Below are 20,281 nucleotides of genomic sequence, written 5' to 3' on the forward strand. Positions count from 1 at the left end.
TGGTCGTAGTGGGGCGGTTCCTGATGAAATTTAGCCGGCAAACAACGCTTCGTGCGCAAGCCAGTGTGGCAGGCGTCGGCGTTCATTCCGGTCTTCCTGTCACGCTCGCGCTTGGACCCGCGCCTGTCGACGCGGGATTTGTTTTTATCCGCACCGGGCTCGAGGGAAGCGACCGCGAAGTTCAGGCCACCGCCGAGCAGGTGATCGCGACGGATTTCGCCACCGTCCTCGGTGATCGCAACGGTCCGCTGGTTTCCACCGCCGAGCATGTCCTTGCTGCGCTGCGGGGAATGGGCGTCGACAACGCCATCATCGAGATCGATGGGCCGGAAGTGCCGATCATGGACGGCAGCGCGGCAGCCTTCGTTGCGGCGATCGACCAGGCCGGCATCGTGACCCAGCCGGCGCAGCGCCGCTTCATCCAGGTTTTGAAGCCGATCTCGGTCAAGATCGGCGACTCCTTCGGTGAGATCAGGCCCTATGCCGACGGGTTCCGCGCCGAGGTCGAGATCGACTTCACCAATCCTGTCATCGGCCAGCAGAGCTATGCCTTCGACCTCAACCCGGAGCGTTTCCGCCGCGAAGTCGGCCGGGCCCGGACTTTCGGTCTGATGTGCGACGTCGCGCGGCTCTGGAGCGCCGGCTACGCGCTCGGTGCCTCATTCGACAACACCGTCGTGTTCGACGAGGAGCGGCTGCTCAACACCGAGGGCCTGCGCTACGCCGACGAATGCGCCCGCCACAAGGTGCTGGACGTGATCGGCGACCTCGCGCTGGCGGGTCTGCCGCTGCTCGGCGCCTACCGCTCGGTACGTGGCGGCCACAAGCTCAACCACGCCGTTCTGACCGCGCTGCTCGCCGACCGCACCGCTTGGCGGGTGGTCGAGGGCGAGGCAGCCCGCCGCACCACGCGTCCGGTGGCCGAAACCGGTCGCGGCATCGTCGGTGGCCGGATCGCCGCGGTCTACGGGCCGGACGTTTCCTGAAGAGAGACGTTTCCTGCAGCGGACGTTTCCTAGACGAGAGACGCGTCCTGAAGAGACCCGTCGCCGCGGGCGTTTGGCGGCGGCTTTCCCCGGGAAACTCCTGGTAACGATGATCGGCTAGGATTGCGGCGCCTCGCCTTAATCCGGGCGGAATGCCTGCCTATCCGGTTGGTTGAAGATCGTTTTTCGGTTACACCGGCGTGGTCGCACGGCAGGCACCACGGCTATATTTCGCGCCCAGGACGGGGTTCATGGGCTGGCGGACACCGCACCACAGGGCGTCAGGGCAATACTCATGTCGGCACAGCGTATGACGCGCGGATATCTTCAAGTCCCGTCTCGAGAAGTCTCGTCTCGAGCCCGTGGGCTGCTTCAGGTTGTCGCCCTCTTCGTGCTCGCGCTGCCGCTGGCCGGCTGCGGCACCGGCGCGCTTTGGGACAAGTTCACCGCCAAGGACGACACCTTCGTCGAGGAGCCCGCCGACAAGATCTACAATGAGGGCCTGTACCTCATGAACGAGAAGAAGGACATGAAGGCGGCGAACAAGAAGTTCGAAGAGGTCGACCGCCAGCATCCTTATTCCGACTGGGCCCGCAAATCATTGCTGATGTCGGCCTACGCGTCCTACCAGGGCGGGGATTATGACAATTGTATCGGCGCGGCCACCCGCTACGTCACGCTGCATCCCGGCAGCCCGGATGCGGCCTACGCGCAATATCTGATCGCCGCCTCGCATTACGACCAGATTCCGGACATCAGCCGCGACCAGACCCGCACCGAGAAGGCGATCGCCTCGCTGGAAGAGGTGGTGCGCAAATATCCGACCTCCGAATATGCGACCTCGGCCAAGGCCAAGATCGAAGGTGCGCGCGACCAGCTCGCCGGCAAGGAAATGAACGTCGGCCGCTATTACGCGCAGAAGCGCGACTACACGGCGGCGATCAACCGGTACAAGGCCGTGGTGACGCAGTACCAGACCACCCGCCATGTCGAGGAGGCGCTGTACCGCCTGACCGAGGCCTATATGGCGATCGGCATCGTTGGCGAGGCCCAGACGGCCGCCGCCGTGCTCGGGCACAATTTTCCTGATAGTCGCTGGTACAAGGACGCCTATAATCTTGTAAAATCAGGCGGTCTCGAACCGAGCGAGAATCAGGGGTCCTGGATTAGCAAGACCTTCAAGAAAATGGGTCTCGGCTAGGAAATAGAATTCCATGCTGGCGCGTCTGTCGATCCGTGACATCGTCCTGATCGAACGGCTCGATATCGAATTCGCACCGGGCCTCGCGGTTTTGACCGGCGAGACCGGTGCGGGCAAATCCATCCTGCTCGATGCCTTTGCGTTGGCGCTCGGCGGCCGCGGCGATGCCGGCCTCGTGCGGCATGGGGCGGAGCAGGGGCAGGTCACTGCCGTATTCGATATCCCAAAAAACCATCCCGCGGCCAAAATCCTCGCGGAGAACGGGCTGGACGATACCGGCGAGATGATTCTCCGCCGGGTCCAGCTCGCCGACGGCCGCACCCGCGCCTTCATCAACGACCAGGCGATCAGCGTGCAGACGCTGAAGGCGGTCGGGGCTGCCCTGGTCGAGATCCACGGCCAGCACGACGAGCGCGCGCTGGTCGATGCCGCCACCCACCGCCGCCTGCTCGACGCCTTCGCCGGTCTCGAAAAGGACGTCTCGGCGGTCGAGGCGCTCTGGGACGCACGCCGCACCGCCAACACCGCGCTGGAGGAGCATCGCGCCGGCATGGAGCGCGCCGCGCGCGAAGCCGATTACCTCCGCCACGCCTCCGACGAATTGAAGCAGCTCGCGCCCAAGGACGGCGAGGAGACCTCGCTGGCCTCCCGTCGGACCACGATGATGCAGGGCGAGAAGATCGCCTCCGACCTGCGCGAGGCGCAGGAGGCGGTCGGCGGCCACCATTCGCCGGTCGCCTCGCTGTCGGCCGCCGTGCGGCGGCTGGAGCGTCGCGGCGTCAACTCGCCGGCGCTGGTCGAACCCGCGGTGAGGGCGATCGACATCGCCATCAACGCGCTGGAGGAAGCCGACCAGCATCTTCAGGCGGCGCTTGCCGCAACCGATTTTGATCCCTCGGAGCTCGAACGCATCGAGGAGCGCCTGTTCGCGTTGCGCGCCGCCTCGCGCAAATATTCGACGCCGGTCGACGGGCTCGCCGCGCTGGCCGCAAGATACGCCGCCGATGTCGTTCTGATCGATGCCGGCGCCTCACGGCTGAAGAAGCTGGAGCAGGCCGCGATCGAGGCCGATGCGCGCTATGCGGCGGCTGCGAAGAAGCTGTCGATGGCGCGGCAGAAATCGGCGGAGAAGCTCAACAAGGCCGTCAATGCCGAGCTCGCGCCGCTCAAGCTCGAGCGCGCAAAGTTCATGACCCAGGTCGAGACCGACGAGGCAGCTCCGGGCCCGCAAGGGTTCGACCGCGTCGAGTTCTGGGTGCAGACCAACCCGGGCACCAAGCCGGGGCCGCTGATGAAGGTCGCCTCCGGCGGCGAGCTGTCGCGTTTCCTGCTGGCGCTGAAGGTCGTGCTGTCCGACCGCGGTTCGGCGCCGACCTTGGTCTTCGACGAGATCGACACCGGTGTCGGCGGCGCGGTCGCGGACGCCATCGGCGGACGGCTGGCGCGGCTCGCCGGCAAGGTCCAGGTGATGGCCGTCACCCACGCCCCGCAGGTCGCCGCCCGTGCCGACCAGCATTTGCTGATCTCAAAGGACGCACTGGACAAGGGCAAGCGCGTTGCGACCCGCGTCAATGCGCTTGCCGCCGACCACCGCCGCGAGGAGATCGCGCGGATGCTCGCCGGTGCCGAGATCACCGCCGAGGCGAGGGCTGCCGCGGACCGTCTGCTCAAGGCGGCGACGGCTTGATTTCGTGTCCCGGACGCGCGCAACCGCAGGGCCCTAAACGTTGAGTCCGGGGTACGAAACTGTAACCGCCTTTACCCTCCTGCCCGCTCCATCGTATCCAAGCACCATGGCCAGAGCAGCAAAATCGAAACCAACACCGCTTCGCGAAGTCGCCGACCTCACCAAGGCGCAGGCCAAGGTCGAGCACATGCGGCTCGCGCTCGAGATCGAGGGGCATAACGAACGCTACTACCAGGACGACGCGCCCACCGTCACCGACGCCGAGTATGACGCGCTACGCCAGCGCTTCAACGCGATCGAGAAGCGCTTTCCGGAATTCGTCAGCGCGGACTCTCCGTCGCAGAAAGTCGGTGCTGCACCATCAGGCCGCTTCAAGAAGGTGCGGCATGCCGTCCCCATGTTGTCGCTCGACAACGCCTTTGCGGAAGAGGATCTGCGCGACTTCGTCGGCCGCATCGTGCGCTTCCTGAAGCTCGACGACGACAAGATCGATTTTTCCGCCGAGCCGAAGATCGACGGCCTCTCGATGTCGCTGCGCTACGAGGGCGGTGAACTCGTCACCGCGGCGACTCGCGGCGACGGCGCGGTCGGCGAGGACGTCACCGCCAACATCCGCACGCTCGAAGACGTGCCGAAGAGGCTGAAGGGCCGCAACGTCCCCGACATCTGCGAGGTGCGCGGCGAGGTCTACATGACCAAGAAGGCGTTTCTGGCGCTCAACGAGCGGCAGAAGGCGGAAGGCAGCACCATCTTCGCCAATCCACGCAACTCGGCCGCGGGCTCGCTCCGGCAGAAGGATCCGACCATCACCGCCTCGCGCCCCCTCGGCTTCTTCGCCTATGCCTGGGGCGAGATGAGCGCGATGCCAGAGGGCACGCAGAGCGGCATGATCGGCTGGTTCGAGCGCTGCGGCTTCAGGACTAACCCGCTGACCAAGCTCTGTCACTCCGTCGAGGAACTGCTGGCGTTTCATCGTGCGATCGAGGAACAGCGCGCAAAACTCGACTACGACATCGACGGCGTCGTCTACAAGGTTGACCGCATCGATTGGCAGGAACGGCTCGGCTTCGTCTCGCGCACGCCGCGCTGGGGCATCGCGCACAAATTCCCGGCCGAGCGCGCCACGACGGTGCTGCGCGACATCGAGATCCAGGTCGGCCGCACCGGCTCGTTCACGCCGGTGGGCAAGCTCGAACCGGTCGGCGTCGGCGGCGTGATCGTGCAGAACGTCACGCTGCACAACGAGGACTACATCAAGGGCATCGGCAACAAGGGCGAAGTGCTGCGCGAGGGCCGCGACATCAGGATCGGCGACACCGTCGTGATCCAGCGCGCCGGCGACGTCATCCCGCAGGTGGTCGACGTCGTCCTCGACAAGCGGCCGAAGGCTGCCAGGGAATTCCAGTTTCCGAAGAAGTGCCCGTGCCCGTTGCACACCGATGTCACGCGCGAGGAGACGGCGGCGGGCGAAGAGGGCTCACGCGCTCGCTGCACCGGCGAGTTCGCCTGCCCCTATCAGAAGATCGAGCATCTGAAGCTGTTCGTGTCGCGGCGCGCCTTCGACATCGACGGTCTTGGCGAGAAGCAGCTCCAGTACTTCTTCGACGAAGGTTTTGTGAAGGAGCCAGCCGACATCTTCACGCTGGAAAAGCGCAACGCAAAGCTCAAGCTGGAGGACATCGAGGGTTACGGCGCAACCTCGGTGCGCAATCTGTTCGGCGCGATCGAGAGCCGTCGCAAGATCGCGCTGGAGCGTTTTATCTACGCGCTCGGCATGCGCCATATCGGCGAGACCACGGCGCTGGCGCTGGCCCGCGGCTACGGCTCCTGGGACGCCTTCCACGATGCCAGCCTGAAGGTCGCCAAGGGCGACGAGGAGGCGATGGCCGAGATGGACGCGCTCGACCAGATCGGCGAGACCGTGATCAAGAGCATCGCCGATTATTTCGGCGAGAGCCACAATCGCGGCATCGTCGAGCGGCTCACCAGGGAGGTCGAGATCATCGACGCGGAGAAGCCGAAGAGCAACTCCGCCGTCGCCGGCAAGACCGTGGTGTTCACGGGCTCGCTGGAGAAGATGACGCGCGACGAGGCCAAGGCCACCGCTGAGCGGTTAGGCGCAAAAGTGTCCGGCTCGGTGTCCAAGAAAACCGATCTCGTCGTCGCAGGCCCCGGCGCAGGTTCGAAGCTCGCGGAGGCCAACAAGCATGGCGTCAAGGTGCTGACCGAGGACGAGTGGCTGCAGCTGATCGGGGAGTGACTCTTCCCTTCTCCCCTTGTGGGAGAAGGTGGCGCGTAGCGCCGGATGAGGGGTTCTATTCTCGAGTTCAAGCTTTGAGAGGGGACCCGCGCGGAGAGAGACCCCTCATCCGGCGCGCTACGCGCGCCACCTTCTCCCACAAGGGGAGAAGGAAGAAGGCCTCACCGCGCCCGATCACATCATCCCGCTCTCTTCCTCTTCCGCCTGCTCGATCAGCGTCTCGCTCATCATGACCTCGCGGCGGGGGACGACGAAGATCATCGTGCAGGCGCAGAGCAGGGAGATCGCCAGTACCGCGGCGGTGAGCGGCAGCGTGGTCGCGGAATGGCCGCCGAGATAGGCGGCGAATTGCGACATCAGCGCGCCGATGCCTTGCTGGAGAAAGCCCATCGCACCTGATGCGGTGCCGGCGGCCTCGGGACGGATGCTGATCGCGCCGGCGGCCGAGTTCGCCATCACGAAGGCATTGCCGACCATCACGATCATCTGCGTGCCGAACAGCCAGGCGGGCGCCTCGTTCCAGCCGGTGAAGCTCCAGAGCAGGTTCAACAGGCTGCCGCAAAGCTGAAGCGCGAGGCCGAACCAGATCAACTTCTCCAGCGAGTGCCTGGGCGCGAAGCGCACGCAGAGCAGATTGCCGACGAGATAGGCAAAACCCGTCGTCGCGAACCACGCGCCGTATTCGGCGCTCGTCCTGCCCATCTGCGTCACCACGATATAGGGGCCGCCGCCGGCGAAGGTGAAGATGATCTGCGAGGCCAGCACCTGGCACATCACGTAGCCGACGAAGGCGCGGTTGCGGATCAGGATGCCGACATCGCCGCGAAAGCCGCTGCCGGCGGCGCGATCTCGGCGCGTCTCGGGCAGCGCGAATGCGATGCCGACGGCGACAATGATCGCGGCGACGGTGATGGCGTAGAAGATCGCGCGCCAGCCGAACGCTGTCTCGATCAGGCCGCCGCTGAGCGGAGAGACCATCTGCCCGATCATCAGCGCCGCGACCACGAGGCTGATCATCGAGGCGACGCGGTCGCGCTCGTAGATGTCGCGGATGATGGCGCGGCTCACCACCATGCCCGCGGCGCCGCCCAACGCCTGGAAAAAGCGCGCGGCGATCAGCTGCGGCAGGGTTTCCGCGAAGATGCAGGCGGCGCTGGCGACCACCATCAGCGCCAGTCCTCCGAGCAGCACCGGTCGCCGCCCGAAACGGTCCGACAGCGGGCCCATGATGAGTTGCGACAGCGCGATGCCGACCATGTACAGCGACACCGTCATCTGCGCGACCGAGATGTCGCTGCCAAAGGTCGTCGCCAGCACCGGCAGCGCCGGAACCAGCATGTAAAGCGAGATCGGCGCGATGCCGGTCATGACGACGAGCAGCAGCAACACCACGCGCGAGGTCGCGAGGTTCTTCGCCGTGTCCGGCGGCTTGCTGATCATGCCGTGCATGCGTGTCCGTCTCGTAGAAATTCGAATCGGACTGTAGCGCGCTCGCGCAAGACGCATATCGGCGTTTCGGAATGCGGCTATACGGATTCCGGGACGGTTATGATGAGGGCGCCATAGCGCCGCTTGGGCGCGTTGCTCGCGTCAAAAAGTCGGTGTCATCGCCGGCTTGACCGGGCGATCCAGTACGCCGCGGCTTCTTCGCATGCGTTTCCTGTCTCTGGAATGCTGGATTCCCCGCCTGCCGCCTTCGCTAAAGCTTCGGCGCCCCTAGACCTCACCCCGGCGAAGCCTTGGCGTAGCCGGGTCGCGGGGCATGACAGCTGTGGTGGAGAAGCAGCCTTGCGCAAAGCGCGTGGAGCCATGCGGCTTTGCGACGACGCGCTTACGCCTTCAACTCCGCCGTGGCCTGGTCCAGCCAGGCCTTGGTCGTCTCGTCCAGCGCCGGCCGCACCTCGGCCCTGACGCGCGCGTGGTAGGCGTTGAGCCAGTCGAGCTCGTCCTTGCTGAGCATGCCGACATCGATCAGCCGGCGGTCGATCGGCGCCAGGGTCAGCGTCTCGAACGCGTTCATCGATTTTTCCGCGCCCTTGATATCGGCTTCGACCACCAGTTCGAGGTTCTCGATGCGGATGCCGAAACCGTCTGTCTTGTAGTAGCCGGGCTCGTTGGACAGGATCATGCCGCGCTTCAGCGGCGTAGTGCCGAGCTTCGAGATTCGCGCCGGCCCCTCATGCACGCTCAGATAGCTGCCGACGCCGTGGCCGGTGCCATGCTCGAAATCGACGCCGGCGGCCCAGAGATATTGCCGTGCGAGTGTGTCGAGCTGCGCGCCGGTGGCGCCGTCGGGAAAGATCGCCCGCGCAATCGCGATGTGGCCGCGCAGCACACGCGTGAAGCGGTCGCGCATCTCGTCGGTCGGCTCGCCCACGGCCATGGTGCGGGTGACGTCGGTGGTGCCGTCTTCGTATTGTGCACCTGAATCGATCAGCAGCAGATCGCCGTGGACGATCCGCCGGTTGCTCTTGCGGGTGACGCGGTAGTGCACGATCGCGCCATTCGGGCCGGTGCCCGATATGGTCGGGAACGACACATCTTTGAGCGCGCCGGTGTCGCGGCGGAATGTCTCCAGCGCCTCGACCGCGTCGATCTCGGTGAGCTTGCCGCTTGCCGCCTCGCGGTCGATAAAGGCGAGGAAGCGTGCCAGCGCCACGGCGTCGCGCCGGTGCGCCGATTGCGTGCCCTTGATCTCGGTCGTGTTCTTGACCGCCTTGAGCAGCGCGATCGGATCGCTGCCGCGCACCGGCTTGCCGCCGGCGCCCGTGATCAGCCGGCTGAGGGCGTCGGCCGCGGTCGCATTGTCGAGCGCGATCGATCCGCCGCTCTTGGCGAGCGCCATCAGCGTCGGCGCCATCGCATCGGGCTCGCGCACGTCGGCGGACTGCTCGAGATGGTCGCGGGTCAGATTTGAGAGCTTGCGGTGATCGATGAAGATGGTGGGACGGCCGTCCTTCGGCACCAGCGCATAGGACAGCGGCAGCGGCGTATGCGCGACGTCGGCGCCGCGGATGTTGAAGGTCCAGGCCACGGCATGGCTGTCGGACAGCACCAACGCATCGACGCCGAGCTTGCCGATCTCGCTCCTGATCTGCGTCAGCTTCTCGGCTTCAGTCACGCCGGCATGTTGCATTCCGTGCACCGTGACCGGCGCAATCGGCGGCTGTGGCCGGTCTTGCCAGATCGCATCGACCGGATTGCTGTCGACGGCGACCAGTTCGGCACCGGCCTTGGTGCAGGCGGCGGCCAAACGCTCGGCTGCTGCAAAAGTGTGCAGCCACGGATCAAATCCTAGGCGGTCGCCGGCCTTCAGGTGTGCCGACATCCAGCTTTCCGGCGGGGGATCGATCAGAGATTCCACGGCCCAGGCCCTTGAATCGACCTGCTTGGCCGCCTGGATCGTGTAGCGGCCGTCGACGAAGACCGCGGCCTCGTGCGTCAGCACCACCGCCAGTCCCGCCGAGCCCGTAAAACCGGTCAGCCAGGCGAGACGTTCTTCGGACGGCGGCACGTACTCATTCTGCTGCTGATCGGCGCGTGGAATCACGAAACCGGTCAGCTTGCGGCGGGCGAGTTCTTCACGGAGCGCGGCCAGCCGGGCTGTCAATGCGACGCCGGCCTCGGGCTCCTCGAATGTCTGGAAATGCGCTTCGAACATGGTGGATCACTTTAGGATCATGCGGATCAGTCCGCAATGTAGACGCATTTGAGGTCGCATCTGGCATGGACTGTGCTTGAACAAGTTCCATTCGAATTGAGTGGAGTACAGGATGCGGCAGTTGCGCTTCGTCCAGATGACAGGGAAATTCGAGCAAGTTGTTCATCTCAACGACGAGGGGACACTCGATGCCAGCGTTCACGTTTGAAAAGATTACGCCGCCGGTGCGCCGCGCCCCGGCTGCGGCAACACCGAAGAAACCGCGCGGCCTGATCAGCCAGATGATCGACCGTTTCGCCGAACGCCGCGCGAGGCGCGCCTCGCAGGCCGAGCGCGCGATGCGCCGGGACGAAGAGACGGCAAAGTAGCGGCATCTACGGCAGCAGCCGTACTCACCCCATCTTCCGCAGCAACAGGCTGCTCCATCCCTGGATTCGCATGTGCTTCAGAGGCACGAGGCCGCGCGCGCGGTAGGCGGCGATCACGGCGGGGACCTGGGGCGTCAACAGGCCGGAGAGGATGACGCGCCCGCCAGGGGCGAGGTGGCGCGTCATCGGGCCCGCCAATTGCCGTAACGGATTGGCAAGGATGTTGGCCAGCACCAGGTCGAACGGGCCGCGTCTGCCGAAATCAGCCGCCGCGAAGCCGATGGCGCGGATCACTCGCACATGGTGACCGACCTCGTTCAACACGGCGTTCTCGGCTGCCACCTTGACCGAGGCCGGGTCGATGTCGGAGGCCAGCACCGCGCGATGCAGCGCTTTCGCCGCCGCTATCCCGAGCACGCCGGTCCCGGTACCGAGGTCGAGCACGCGGTCCGGCCGGGTGCGTTTCAGGACATGGTCAAGCAGGAGTAAACAGCCGCGTGTGGTGCCGTGATGGCCAGTGCCGAAGGCGAGAGCCGCCTCGATCTCGATGGCGAGCTTGTTCGGGGCCACGCGGTCGCGGTCATGGCTGCCGTGGACGACGAAGCGCCCGGCCGGCACCGGGACGAGATCTTCCAGGCTCGACTTGACCCAGTCCCTGGCTTCGACGGTGTCGAAGGCCAGCGTGTCCGCGATCTCATTTCCTGCTGATGTTGCAACGAGTTCGCGCAGCCACGCCCGGTCCGGCGCGTGGGCGAAATGCAGCGCGACGTCCCACTGTCCGTTCGGCTGCTCGAAGGCGGCGACCGCCGCATCATCCTCGAAGAACATTTCGGTGAGGACGTCGACAATGCGCCTTGCGGCGATCTCGCTGCCGATCGAAAAATTGGCGCGATGGGTGGGGGCAGGCTGCATCTCAGGGTTCCGTCCGGTTCAATTTTTGGAACTTTTGTTCCCGATTTTTCTAATAACTTGCATTTATGAGGTTAACCCGACCGCAGGTTGTGCCACGTAGATTTGCGGGTGTTGGGCAACCCACACAGCTTGAAATGGAAAAGGAGGCGAGACTTGAAGCGCATGATTTTGAAATTCTGGACCGACGATTCAGGTGCAACCGCAATCGAGTACGGCCTGATCGCAGCCGGCATCGCGCTGGCGATCATCACCGTCGTGAACGGACTGGGCACCACCATGAACGACAAGTTCACTTCGATTAGCAGCTCCTTAAAGTAATTTCCGCCTCCCATTCCCGGCGGGGCAATTCTCCATACGACTGCTTTCGAGCCGCGCCCGCCGGGGGAATTGCCCCCTGGCGGGCGAAGTCGTTTTGGGGAGAGGTTTTCACAGAATGCCCACAGGCTACCCGCTGGTTTGTCCGGACTTTGTCCACGGATTATCCCGCCGCTCATTCCCGGATTTTCCACCGATTTGTAGCAGGCTTTGAAGGGGCATAACCCACCGCCCTTTCACAGCTTTGCCAACAGTCTGTCCACAGCCCATCCACAGGCTTATCCACGGCTTCCGAACAACGACCGGTGATCCCTCAGGATTGCCTGGGCGGCGTTGTGGCCAGGCGCGCCGGTGACGCCGCCGCCGGGGTGGGCGCCGGAGCCGCAATGATAGAGGCCCTTCACGGGCCCGCGATAATCGGCGTGGCCCAGCATCGGCCGCGCCGAAAACAGCTGGTTCAGCGTCAGCGCGCCGTGGAAGATGTCGCCGCCGAGCAGGCCGAACTGCCGTTCGAGGTCGAGCGGTGACAGGATCTGGCGGCCGAGCACGCTTGTCGCAAAACCCGGCGCGTATTTGTCCACCGTCGCGATCATGAGGTCGGCAACCTCGTCGCGATGGTCGTCCCACGACTTCCCATCGGGAAGCTCCGGCGCGACGTGCTGGCAGAACAGGCTTGCGACGTGGTGTCCTGCGGGCGCGAGCGTGTCGTCGAGCGTCGAGGGGATCAGCATTTCCACGACCGGCTCCCGGCTCCAGCCGTGCGCGCGGGCATCGAAAAAGGCGCGGTCCATGTAGCCGAGATCAGGGGCCAGGATAATGCCGGAGGTGAGATGATCGCCGTCGCCCGGCAGCGCCGTGAAGGAGGGCAGGCGGTCCAGCGCCACGTTCATGCGGAAGGTGCCGGAGCCGTTCTTCCAGTGCCGGATGCGGGCGAGGAAGTCTTGGGGAAGCGCATCGGCGGCGACCAGCCGCGTGTAGAGCAGTTTCGGATTGACGTTGGCTGCGACATATTTCGCGCGGATGGTCGTACCGTTCTCCAGCGCCACGCCGACCGCGCGATCGCGCTCGACGATGACCTCGCGCACGCCTGCATCGGTGTCGATCACAACGCCGCGGTCGCGTGCGGCGCGCGCCATGGCCTGCGTGATCGCACCCATGCCGCCGATGGCGTGACCCCAGACGCCCTTCTTGCCGTTCACCTCGCCGAAGGCGTGATGCAGCATCACATAGGCCGAGCCCGCGGCGTAGGGGCTGGCATAATTGCCGACGATGGCATCGAAGCCGAACAGCGCCTTGACCAGATCATGCTCGAAACGTTCGTCCAGCATCTCGCCGGCCGAGCGGGTGAAGAGATCGAGCAGGCTGCGGCTCTGCTCCAGCGACAGCCCGCGCAGGATGTTGGCGCTCTGGAATGCGTTCACGGCTTCGCGGATCGAGGCCGTGCCGAAACCATCGAGCAGGTTTGGCGGCGCGCGCAGCACGAATTGCCGAAGCACGTCGGCGATATCTTCCAGTTCGCGCGAAAACCCGTCGAGTGCATTTGCGTCATGCGGGCTCAGCCGGGCGACGGACGCCTGCGTCCGCCCCTCGCCGGTGAGAAGATAGCTGCCGTCGGGGGCGGGCAGAAAATTCTGCGCGCGCCGTTCGACGATGCGCAGGCCCTGTTCGGCCAGCTTCAAGTCACGGATCACCAGCGGATTGAGCAGGCTCACGGTGTAGGCCGCGACCGAATTGCGGAAGCCGGGATGAAATTCCTCCGTGACCGCGGCCCCGCCGACCACCTTGCGGCGCTCGACCACGCGCACGCGCAAGCCGGCCATCGCGAGATAGGCCGCGCAGGTGAGGCCGTTATGGCCAGCGCCGATGATGATGACGTCGGTTTCGATCATGAAGGGGTCAGCTGTTCCACGCCCATTCCGGGATGGTCTGAACGACCGGGCTCGGGACATCTGTATATCAAGCATTCCCCGCTGCAACATCACGAGACCCTTTATTGCCCGTTCAGGCGCCTTGTGCTCCATTGCGCGCGCCCGGCGCCCGCCGGGGCTGGAGCTTCCATGGATTCGATCGTGCAACCCGCCGCCACGGAGCAGCCGTCCTCGTCACGCAACCGGCTGCTGCTGACGGTCTACACCGCCGCGATCTTCGTCAGCGCGCTGTTGCTGTTCTCGGTGCAGCCGCTGTTCACGAAAATGGTCCTGCCGCGGCTCGGCGGCTCGCCGGCGGTGTGGTCGGTGGCGATGGTGTTCTTCCAGTCGCTGCTGCTGGCGGGCTACGCCTATGCGCATTTGTTGATGCAGGTGAGGAACCGCATCGTTCCGGTGGTGGTGCATCTCCTGCTGCTGATCACGGCGTTCGTCACGTTGCCGCTCGGCATCGCCTCGGCCTATGGCGATCCGCCCGCTTCGGGCTACGCGATCTGGCTGCTCGGTCTGTTCGTGATCTCGATCGGGCTGCCGTTCTTCGCGCTTGCCGCCAACAATCCGTTGCTGCAGGCCTGGTTCGTCCGCACCGGGCATCCTGCCGGACACGATCCCTATTTCCTCTATGCGTCCTCCAACATCGGCAGCTTCCTCGCCCTGCTGTCCTATCCGTTCCTGCTGGAGCCGATGTTCACGCTGCACACGCAGAACCGGCTCTGGACCGGCGGTTACGGCATTCTGATCGTCCTGATCGCCGCCTGCGGCGTGCTGCTGTTGCGCTCGCCGAAACTGGCCATGGTCGATGCGCGAACCGAGGATTTGAATGCGCCGGCGCCCGGTCTCATGACGCGGCTGCGCTGGATATTCCTCGCCGGAGTGCCGTCCGGCCTGCTCATCGCCGTCACCGCGCACATCTCGACCGATGTTGCGGCAGCGCCGCTGCTGTGGGTGCTGCCGCTGTCGCTGTATCTCCTGACCTGGGTGGTGGTGTTCCAGTCGCGGCCGTTACTGCCGCACAAATGGATGCTGATGCTCCAGCCGGTCGCGATCGCGGGCGTCGTCTTCCTGCTGGCGTTCGGCGGCGAACAGAACCTGCTGCTGACGCTCGGCGGTCATCAATTGTGCTTCTTCGTCATCGCGATGGCCTGCCACGGCGAATTGGCGCGAACCCGGCCGGCCGCCAAATATCTCACCGGATTCTATGTCGCGCTATCGTTCGGCGGCATGGTCGGCGGCCTGTTCGCAGGGCTCCTTGCGCCGTTCACATTCTCCTGGATCGCCGAATATCCGATCCTGGTTGCGCTTGCCGCGCTGTGCCGGCCGCCCGCGAACGAGCGGCTGGCGGGCATCGTCAAATGGTACTGGCTGGCGCTTGCCGCGCTCGCCGTCGTGCTCGTTGTGCCGTCCACCACGACGGGCGGGCTATCGACCTGGTTCGAGGATCACCGGGTCTGGATGGCCGGCGGCGTCGGCGTGCTCGCCGCGCTGCTGGCGCTGGCGGTCAACGCCGGCCGCTGGAAGATATTCGCCACCGTCGCGCTCGCGCTGGCGTTGATCCGGGTTTATCCGGCGGACGAAGGCCGCGTCACCACGGTGCGCAGCTTCTTCGGCGTGCACAAGATCGTGGTGACGCCCGGCGGCTATTTCCACGTGCTGATGCACGGCACCACGATTCACGGCGCCGAGCGCTTCCTCAACAATGACGGCACGCCGGTCACCGGCCGGCCGGAGCCGATCACCTACTATCACAAGGACGGCGGCATCGGTCAGGCCGTGACCGCGATGCGCGAGCGCAAGGGCGCGCCGCTGAAGGTCGCGGCGATCGGCGTCGGATCGGGCACGCTCGCCTGCGCCGCCGAGCCCGGCGAGAGCTGGACATTCTTCGAGATCGATCAGTCCATGGTCGACGCGGCAAGCGATCCGAAGAATTTCCGCTACATCTCGAGCTGCATGCCGGGCCTGAAGCCGGTGATCGGCGATGCCCGCCTCACCTTCGCGAAGGAGCCGGACGGTGCCTATGATCTCATCATCGTCGATGCCTATTCGTCGGATGCGATCCCGATCCATCTTGCGACCGAAGAGGCGATGAAGATCTACAAGGACAAGCTCGCTCCGCACGGCGCCGTGGTGATGCACGTCTCCAACCGCCACCTCGATCTCGAGACGGTCGTGGTCGGTATCGCCGATGCCAACGATCTCAAGAGCTGGGTCTACAACGAGGATTCCGGGCGCGATGGTGACTACATCTTCTCGACCGACGTCGTCATCTCCGCCCGCGAGGATGCCGACGTCGGCAGGCTCGCATCGTCGAAAACATGGGAGCAGACCGAAGCCGACGACCGGGTGCGGGTCTGGACCGACGATTACTCCAACATTTTGGGCGCGCTGTACCGGCGCTTGCGGGACGGGGAGTAGGGCCCGCTTCTACGGCTCCACCGGCGTCCCCGCGGGCAACGCGATTGCCTTCTCGCCAGCGACCTGCCGCAACAAATCGGGCCTGTCGGAGATGATCCCGTCGACGCCGATCTCGATCATGCGCGCCATGTCTTCGGGTTTGTTGACCGTCCAGACCACGACATGCAGCCCGAGCGCATGGGCCTCGGCGATCAGTGCCGCGGTCACATCGCCGAAATAGGGTGACCAGACCGCGCCGCCCGCCGCCTTGATGGTCCGCGGCAGCGACCCGCCGTGATCGGCCGGGCTGAAGCCCGCCGTCCAATTGGTCGCCTTGTCCAGCGCCACCGTCTGGCCCGAGCCGCGCTGGAGCGTCAGGTACACCGTCGGCATCTTTGGTGCCCGCTGCTGGACGAGCAGCAGGGTCCGCCAGTCGAACGACTGGATCATGACGCGGTCGGAGAATTTCTCGGCTTCGATCACGCCGAGCAGTTTGGTGACGAAAGATTGCGGATCGAGCGTCTCGTCCGGATGGTTCGGATCGATCTTGGTCTCGATGTTGAAGCGCACGCGCGTATTGCCGGATTTGCGCACCAGCGCGAACAGCTCGCTCAAGGTCGGAATACGGGTCCCGGGCATGGCGCGCTGGTCGGGGAATTGCTTCGCGTAAGGGCTGTCTGGCCGGATCTGGCCGACGTCATAGGTCCTGACGTCGGCGAGCCGCAGTTTCACGAAGGGCGTGCCGGGAGGCGTGACGTAGGCGCCGCTCGCATCCCGCGTGATATCAGGATTGAGCCCGCGCTCATGCGAGACGACGACTTCGCCGTCGGCGGTGATGCCGACATCGAGCTCCAGCGTGTCCACGCCGATCGACAGCGCGTTGGCGAAGGCCGGAAGCGTGTTTTCCGGCAGCAGTGCCCGCCCGCCGCGATGGGCCTCGAGGTCGAAAGCCGAATCAAATGCCGAATCGAATCCCATGGCCGGTCCCGCAATGAGAAGTGACAGTACGGTCAAGATCGTCGCAGCACGTGACGGCATGGTGGCTCATGGGGCAAGGGGAAAGGGGCGATATTTCAACGCGTTTGGCGCGTCCGTCCTATTGTATAGGCTTTCCTGGCTGTTGAAACCTTGGGCGGTGGCTTGGGTTGCGCCCGCCGCGGGGGTATGTACTCATAGTCGGTGCCCTGGAATCCCGCCCGTGCAGCAGCAACGCGATCATCGAATTATCCGCAGCCGGCATTTTCGCCGGATGCAGCGCCGGCATTTCATGATCTTCGACGTTTTGCCCTTCGTCGGCACGCTGCTGGCGCTGGTCCTTCTGTTCTACCGCCCGATCGGCGCGATGGAGCTTGGCCTGTTCGTCGGCTTCTGGCTGGTCACCGGCCTCGGCCTTACCGTCGGCTATCACCGGCTCTTCACCCACCGCGCCTTCGCGACCTCCACGGCGATGAGTGCGATCCTGGTCGTGATGGGATCGATGGCCGGCCGCGGCCCCATGCTGTCCTGGGCGGCAATGCACCGCCGGCACCACGAATTGTCCGATCACGACGGCGATCTGCATTCGCCGCGGCTGCACGGCGAGGGCGCATTCGGCCGCCTGCGCGGCTTCCTGCACGCGCATTTGACCTGGATGATCGCGCACGATTATCCCAATGTTGCGCACTATGTCCCGGACCTGATGGCGGATCGCAGGCTGGTTGCCGTCAACAGCTACTATTACAGTTGGGTCGGTCTCGGCCTGGTGCTGCCGGCCGCGATCGGCGGCCTCGCCACCATGAGCCCGTGGGGCGCACTGACCGGCTTGCTCTGGGGCGGCGTGGTGCGCATGTTCGTGGTCGAGCAGACCATGTCGGCCATCAACTCCGTCATGCACAGCTTTGGCGCGCAGCCGTTCGTCACCCGCGACGACAACAGCCGCAATCTCGGCGTGGTGGCCTGGCTTGCCTGGGGCGAGGGCTGGCACAACAACCACCACGCCTTTCCCTATTCCGCGGCCTTCGGCTTGCGCTGGTTCGAGTTCGATCCGGGCTTTGTCTTCATCCGGGCGCTGGAAGCGCTGGGACTGGCCTGGGACGTCAAGGTGCCGAGCGAGGAGAAGATTGCGCGACGCATGCTGCGGCAGCCGGGTGACGCTGCGCCCGACCTCGAAACGGGCTGAGCATCATCCGCCGGCTCACGCCGGCGATGGCGCGGCTGTGAACCGATGCTGTTCAACGACTATCCCTTTCTCCTGGTCTTCCTGCCCGCGGCGCTGCTGATCTATCGCTTGGCCGATCCCTATCCGGGCTTGCGTATCGGCGTGCAGGTCGCGCTGTCGCTCGCCTTCTATGCCTGGGGCAGCCCGTCCTTCATCCTGCTCCTGATCGGCTCGATCGCGATCAACTGGCTCGCCTCGGTTGCCTATGGGCGCGTGAAATGGCCGGCGCTGCTGACGCTGGTGATCGGGCTCGATCTCGCGGTGCTGGCCCTGTTCAAATACGCCAACTTCGTTCTCGCTAATCTGGGTCTCGTGCTCGGTACGACGCTGCCGGTGCTCGACGTCGGGCTGCCGCTCGGCATCTCCTTCTTCACCTTCCATCACATCATGTATCTGGTCGACCTGAAGCGCGGCAGGGCGCCGCTCTATGCGTTCGACCGCTATGCGCTCTACATCGCCTTCTTCCCGCAGGCGATCGCCGGCCCCCTGGCGCGCTGGTCGGAGGTGATGCATCAGTTCGGCAGGCAGGTCTACGTTCCGGGCTGGCAGCGTCAGTTCTGCATCGCCACCTGCTTCATCGCGATCGGCCTGTTCGAGAAAATCGTGATCGCCGACGGCCTCGCGCATCTGCTCGATCCCATCTACGCGCAGGCCGCGAACGGGCCGCTCGCGGGCGGTGACGCCTGGCTCGCCTTCTGCTTCTCCTTCCAGATCCTGTTCGATTTCTCCGGCTATTCCGACGTCGCGATCGGCCTCGGCCTGCTGTTCGGCGTGCAGCTGCCGTACAATTTCGATGCGCCGCTGCGCTCGACCAACATCCAGGATTTCTGGCAGCGCTGGCACATCACCCTGATGCTGTTCCTGCGCGATTACGTGTTTTATCCGCTGGTCAATCTGCGCCTGCTGCCGCGGCGCTGGCTGCCGGTGCAGTTTTTCGGCGCGATGATGATCACGATGGCGCTGTGTGGCCTCTGGCACGGCGCGAGCTGGACCTTCGTGCTGTGGGGCGTGCTGCACGGGCTTGCGCTGGTCGCCTGCACGCTGTGGCGTCGCTATGGCCCGGAGTTCCCGTCATGGCTCGGCTGGGCGCTTACCGTGCTGTTCGTGCTCGCGACCGGCGTGATCTTTCGTGCAGGATCGGTGGAGGCGGCCTGGCATGTCTTCGCCGGACTGGCTTCGCGGCTCCCGCTCGAGCGCGGAAAGCATTTGTGGCCGCTAATCGCAGCGCCGCTGTTCGCCTTCCTGCTGCCGGCGAGCCAGGACATCGTGGCGGTGCTCACGCGCCGTCCCAATCCGTGGCTCGCGGGTCTGCTCGGTCTTGGGCTATTCGCATTGCTGCTTCACATGGGTGGTCGGGATCTCCATGAGTTCGTCTACTTCAAGTTCTGAGACCGATCCCGGCTGGGGCCGGAGCTTGCTGGCGTGTCTGGGCACGCTGATCGGGGCTGCGCTGCTGGTGCTCGCACTGATGGTGGCGGTCGATCCCTATGACAGCGGCAAGCTCGGCCTGCTTGGCATCGACGGCGTCGATAATCGTCTGACCAAAATCACGGCCGCGAGCCGCGCGCGGGATCCGGATTTCAATGCCGCGATCCTGGGTAATTCGACGGCGCAGATGATCGAGCCGGCGGAATTGTCGCGCGCAACCGGCCTGCGATTCGTGCAGCTCTACATGACCGGTGCGTTCCCCCGCCAGGAACTCGCGGTGCTGGACTTCTTCCTGCGGAATCACCGGGAGGTCGGCGCACTGGTGATCGTGACTGACCCTGGCTGGTGCACGCATGCACGGGCGAAGGAGGAGGGCGGCGTCCCATTCCCCGACTGGCTCTATGACAGAACCGTCGTCACTTACGCTGCACGCCTGATCTCCTGGCAGGCCATCGAGCACGCCTTTCAACGCATCAGCATCGGCCTTGGCCGGCGACCAAGGATGAACCCCGACGGCTTTGTCAGCTACGAGGACATCTGGCCGCCGGGCCAATTCAAAGAAGTCGGCTGGCCCAGGGATCCGGCGCCGGCCTCGTCTGCCGAGATGCGGGCGACATTTCCCGAGATCGCTGCGCTGGCAGATATCGTCAGGGCATTGCCGGCCGATGTGCCCGTCGTCATCATCGTGCCGCCGACCTTGGCGACCACCGTGCCGAAGCCCGGTACGGAAGCCGCCTTGGAGCGCAGCGCCTGCGATGCCGCGCTGAAGAAAGTGGTCGCGGGCCGACCGCGCAGCAATTTCATCAGCTATCGCGTCGACAACGATCTCACGCGCGACCGCGCCAATTTTGCCGACTTCATCCATTATCGCCCAATTCTCGCGCGCAAGATCGAGCAGGGGATCGATGCGAGCCTGCGCGATGGGGAGAGCGCGAAGATCGATTTCTGAA

Annotated in this window: 15 protein-coding genes; 10 read left to right on the top strand and 5 right to left on the bottom strand. The window is 65.0% G+C overall.

What is annotated here, in order from left to right; all coding sequences use genetic code 11:
- The first annotated feature begins 23 nt into the window (after nt 1-23).
- The 4 genes from lpxC (at nt 24) to ligA (ending at nt 6,134) form a co-directional block, all read left to right on the top strand.
- Entirely contained in the window at nt 24-986 is a 963-nt protein-coding gene (lpxC, locus tag IVB54_RS10155) for a UDP-3-O-acyl-N-acetylglucosamine deacetylase (protein ID WP_247294861.1), read from the top strand.
- Nucleotides 987-1,281: 295 nt separating this feature from the next.
- Entirely contained in the window at nt 1,282-2,187 is a 906-nt protein-coding gene (locus tag IVB54_RS10160; protein ID WP_026232697.1) for an outer membrane protein assembly factor BamD, read from the top strand.
- 13 nt (nt 2,188-2,200) lie between these two features.
- Nucleotides 2,201-3,874, top strand: coding sequence for a DNA repair protein RecN (recN, locus tag IVB54_RS10165; RefSeq protein WP_247294859.1), 1,674 nt, complete (start codon nt 2,201-2,203; stop codon nt 3,872-3,874).
- A gap of 106 nt (nt 3,875-3,980) precedes the next feature.
- Complete coding sequence (gene ligA, locus IVB54_RS10170) at nt 3,981-6,134, top strand: NAD-dependent DNA ligase LigA (protein ID WP_247361177.1); 2,154 nt, start codon at nt 3,981-3,983, stop codon at nt 6,132-6,134.
- A 174-nt stretch (nt 6,135-6,308) separates the two neighbouring features.
- On the opposite strand, the gene IVB54_RS10175 is transcribed toward ligA, so the two are convergent.
- Together IVB54_RS10175 and IVB54_RS10180 are read right to left on the bottom strand one after the other, a co-directional pair.
- A complete protein-coding gene (locus IVB54_RS10175; protein WP_247361203.1) occupies nt 6,309-7,583 on the bottom strand; it encodes a multidrug effflux MFS transporter in 1,275 nt (424 codons plus the stop codon).
- 382 nt (nt 7,584-7,965) lie between these two features.
- Nucleotides 7,966-9,795, bottom strand: coding sequence for an aminopeptidase P family protein (locus IVB54_RS10180; RefSeq protein ID WP_247361205.1), 1,830 nt, complete (start codon nt 9,793-9,795; stop codon nt 7,966-7,968).
- A 188-nt stretch (nt 9,796-9,983) separates the two neighbouring features.
- On the opposite strand from IVB54_RS10180, the gene IVB54_RS10185 reads away from it, so the two are divergent.
- Nucleotides 9,984-10,163 (top strand): hypothetical protein, encoded by a 180-nt coding sequence (locus tag IVB54_RS10185; RefSeq protein WP_018454252.1) that lies wholly within the window; start codon nt 9,984-9,986, stop codon nt 10,161-10,163.
- 24 nt (nt 10,164-10,187) lie between these two features.
- On the opposite strand, the gene IVB54_RS10190 is transcribed toward IVB54_RS10185, so the two are convergent.
- The gene (locus tag IVB54_RS10190; protein ID WP_018454253.1) at nt 10,188-11,075 is read right to left on the bottom strand and encodes a 50S ribosomal protein L11 methyltransferase; all 888 of its coding nucleotides are present in this window, start codon (nt 11,073-11,075) and stop codon (nt 10,188-10,190) included.
- A gap of 153 nt (nt 11,076-11,228) precedes the next feature.
- Here IVB54_RS10190 and IVB54_RS10195 point away from each other — a divergent pair, with 153 nt between their 5' ends.
- Nucleotides 11,229-11,393, top strand: coding sequence for a Flp family type IVb pilin (locus IVB54_RS10195; RefSeq protein WP_018454254.1), 165 nt, complete (start codon nt 11,229-11,231; stop codon nt 11,391-11,393).
- Nucleotides 11,394-11,668: 275 nt separating this feature from the next.
- Here IVB54_RS10195 and IVB54_RS10200 read toward each other — a convergent pair whose 3' ends face one another.
- A complete protein-coding gene (locus tag IVB54_RS10200; protein ID WP_085385411.1) occupies nt 11,669-13,279 on the bottom strand; it encodes an NAD(P)/FAD-dependent oxidoreductase in 1,611 nt (536 codons plus the stop codon).
- A 168-nt stretch (nt 13,280-13,447) separates the two neighbouring features.
- Between IVB54_RS10200 and IVB54_RS10205 the strand changes: the two genes are divergently transcribed.
- Nucleotides 13,448-15,727 carry a fused MFS/spermidine synthase gene (locus tag IVB54_RS10205; RefSeq protein ID WP_018454256.1) on the top strand — a complete coding sequence of 760 codons (2,280 nt, stop codon included), beginning with the start codon at nt 13,448-13,450 and terminating at the stop codon, nt 15,725-15,727.
- A 9-nt stretch (nt 15,728-15,736) separates the two neighbouring features.
- Here the strand turns inward: IVB54_RS10205 and IVB54_RS10210 are convergent, their stop codons facing one another.
- Nucleotides 15,737-16,684 (bottom strand): glycerophosphodiester phosphodiesterase, encoded by a 948-nt coding sequence (locus IVB54_RS10210; RefSeq protein WP_247294849.1) that lies wholly within the window; start codon nt 16,682-16,684, stop codon nt 15,737-15,739.
- Nucleotides 16,685-16,904: 220 nt separating this feature from the next.
- On the opposite strand from IVB54_RS10210, the gene IVB54_RS10215 reads away from it, so the two are divergent.
- The 3 genes from IVB54_RS10215 to IVB54_RS10225 are packed head-to-tail and all read left to right on the top strand — an operon-like array spanning nt 16,905 to nt 20,280.
- Complete coding sequence (locus IVB54_RS10215; protein ID WP_244561297.1) at nt 16,905-17,864, top strand: fatty acid desaturase; 960 nt, start codon at nt 16,905-16,907, stop codon at nt 17,862-17,864.
- Between the two features lie 45 nt (nt 17,865-17,909).
- Entirely contained in the window at nt 17,910-19,292 is a 1,383-nt protein-coding gene (locus IVB54_RS10220) for an MBOAT family O-acyltransferase (protein ID WP_247294845.1), read from the top strand.
- Nucleotides 19,293-19,317: 25 nt separating this feature from the next.
- Nucleotides 19,318-20,280 carry a hypothetical protein gene (locus tag IVB54_RS10225; RefSeq protein WP_018454260.1) on the top strand — a complete coding sequence of 321 codons (963 nt, stop codon included), beginning with the start codon at nt 19,318-19,320 and terminating at the stop codon, nt 20,278-20,280.
- Nucleotide 20,281 lies beyond the last annotated feature (1 nt).

It is taken from the genome of Bradyrhizobium sp. CW1 (assembly GCF_023100665.1).
In the GTDB taxonomy this organism is placed as follows: domain Bacteria; phylum Pseudomonadota; class Alphaproteobacteria; order Rhizobiales; family Xanthobacteraceae; genus Bradyrhizobium; species Bradyrhizobium canariense_D.

Bases quoted from the DNA above. Each gene is read 5' to 3' on its own strand.
- lpxC (WP_247294861.1), top strand. From the start codon at position 24: ATGAAATTTAGCCGGCAAACAACGCTTCGTGCGCAAGCCAGTGTGGCA.
- IVB54_RS10160 (WP_026232697.1), top strand. From the start codon at position 1,282: ATGTCGGCACAGCGTATGACGCGCGGATATCTTCAAGTCCCGTCTCGA.
- recN (WP_247294859.1), top strand. From the start codon at position 2,201: ATGCTGGCGCGTCTGTCGATCCGTGACATCGTCCTGATCGAACGGCTC.
- ligA (WP_247361177.1), top strand. From the start codon at position 3,981: ATGGCCAGAGCAGCAAAATCGAAACCAACACCGCTTCGCGAAGTCGCC.
- IVB54_RS10175 (WP_247361203.1), bottom strand. From the start codon at position 7,583: ATGCACGGCATGATCAGCAAGCCGCCGGACACGGCGAAGAACCTCGCG.
- IVB54_RS10180 (WP_247361205.1), bottom strand. From the start codon at position 9,795: ATGTTCGAAGCGCATTTCCAGACATTCGAGGAGCCCGAGGCCGGCGTC.
- IVB54_RS10185 (WP_018454252.1), top strand. From the start codon at position 9,984: ATGCCAGCGTTCACGTTTGAAAAGATTACGCCGCCGGTGCGCCGCGCC.
- IVB54_RS10190 (WP_018454253.1), bottom strand. From the start codon at position 11,075: ATGCAGCCTGCCCCCACCCATCGCGCCAATTTTTCGATCGGCAGCGAG.
- IVB54_RS10200 (WP_085385411.1), bottom strand. From the start codon at position 13,279: ATGATCGAAACCGACGTCATCATCATCGGCGCTGGCCATAACGGCCTC.
- IVB54_RS10205 (WP_018454256.1), top strand. From the start codon at position 13,448: ATGGATTCGATCGTGCAACCCGCCGCCACGGAGCAGCCGTCCTCGTCA.
- IVB54_RS10210 (WP_247294849.1), bottom strand. From the start codon at position 16,684: ATGGGATTCGATTCGGCATTTGATTCGGCTTTCGACCTCGAGGCCCAT.
- IVB54_RS10220 (WP_247294845.1), top strand. From the start codon at position 17,910: ATGCTGTTCAACGACTATCCCTTTCTCCTGGTCTTCCTGCCCGCGGCG.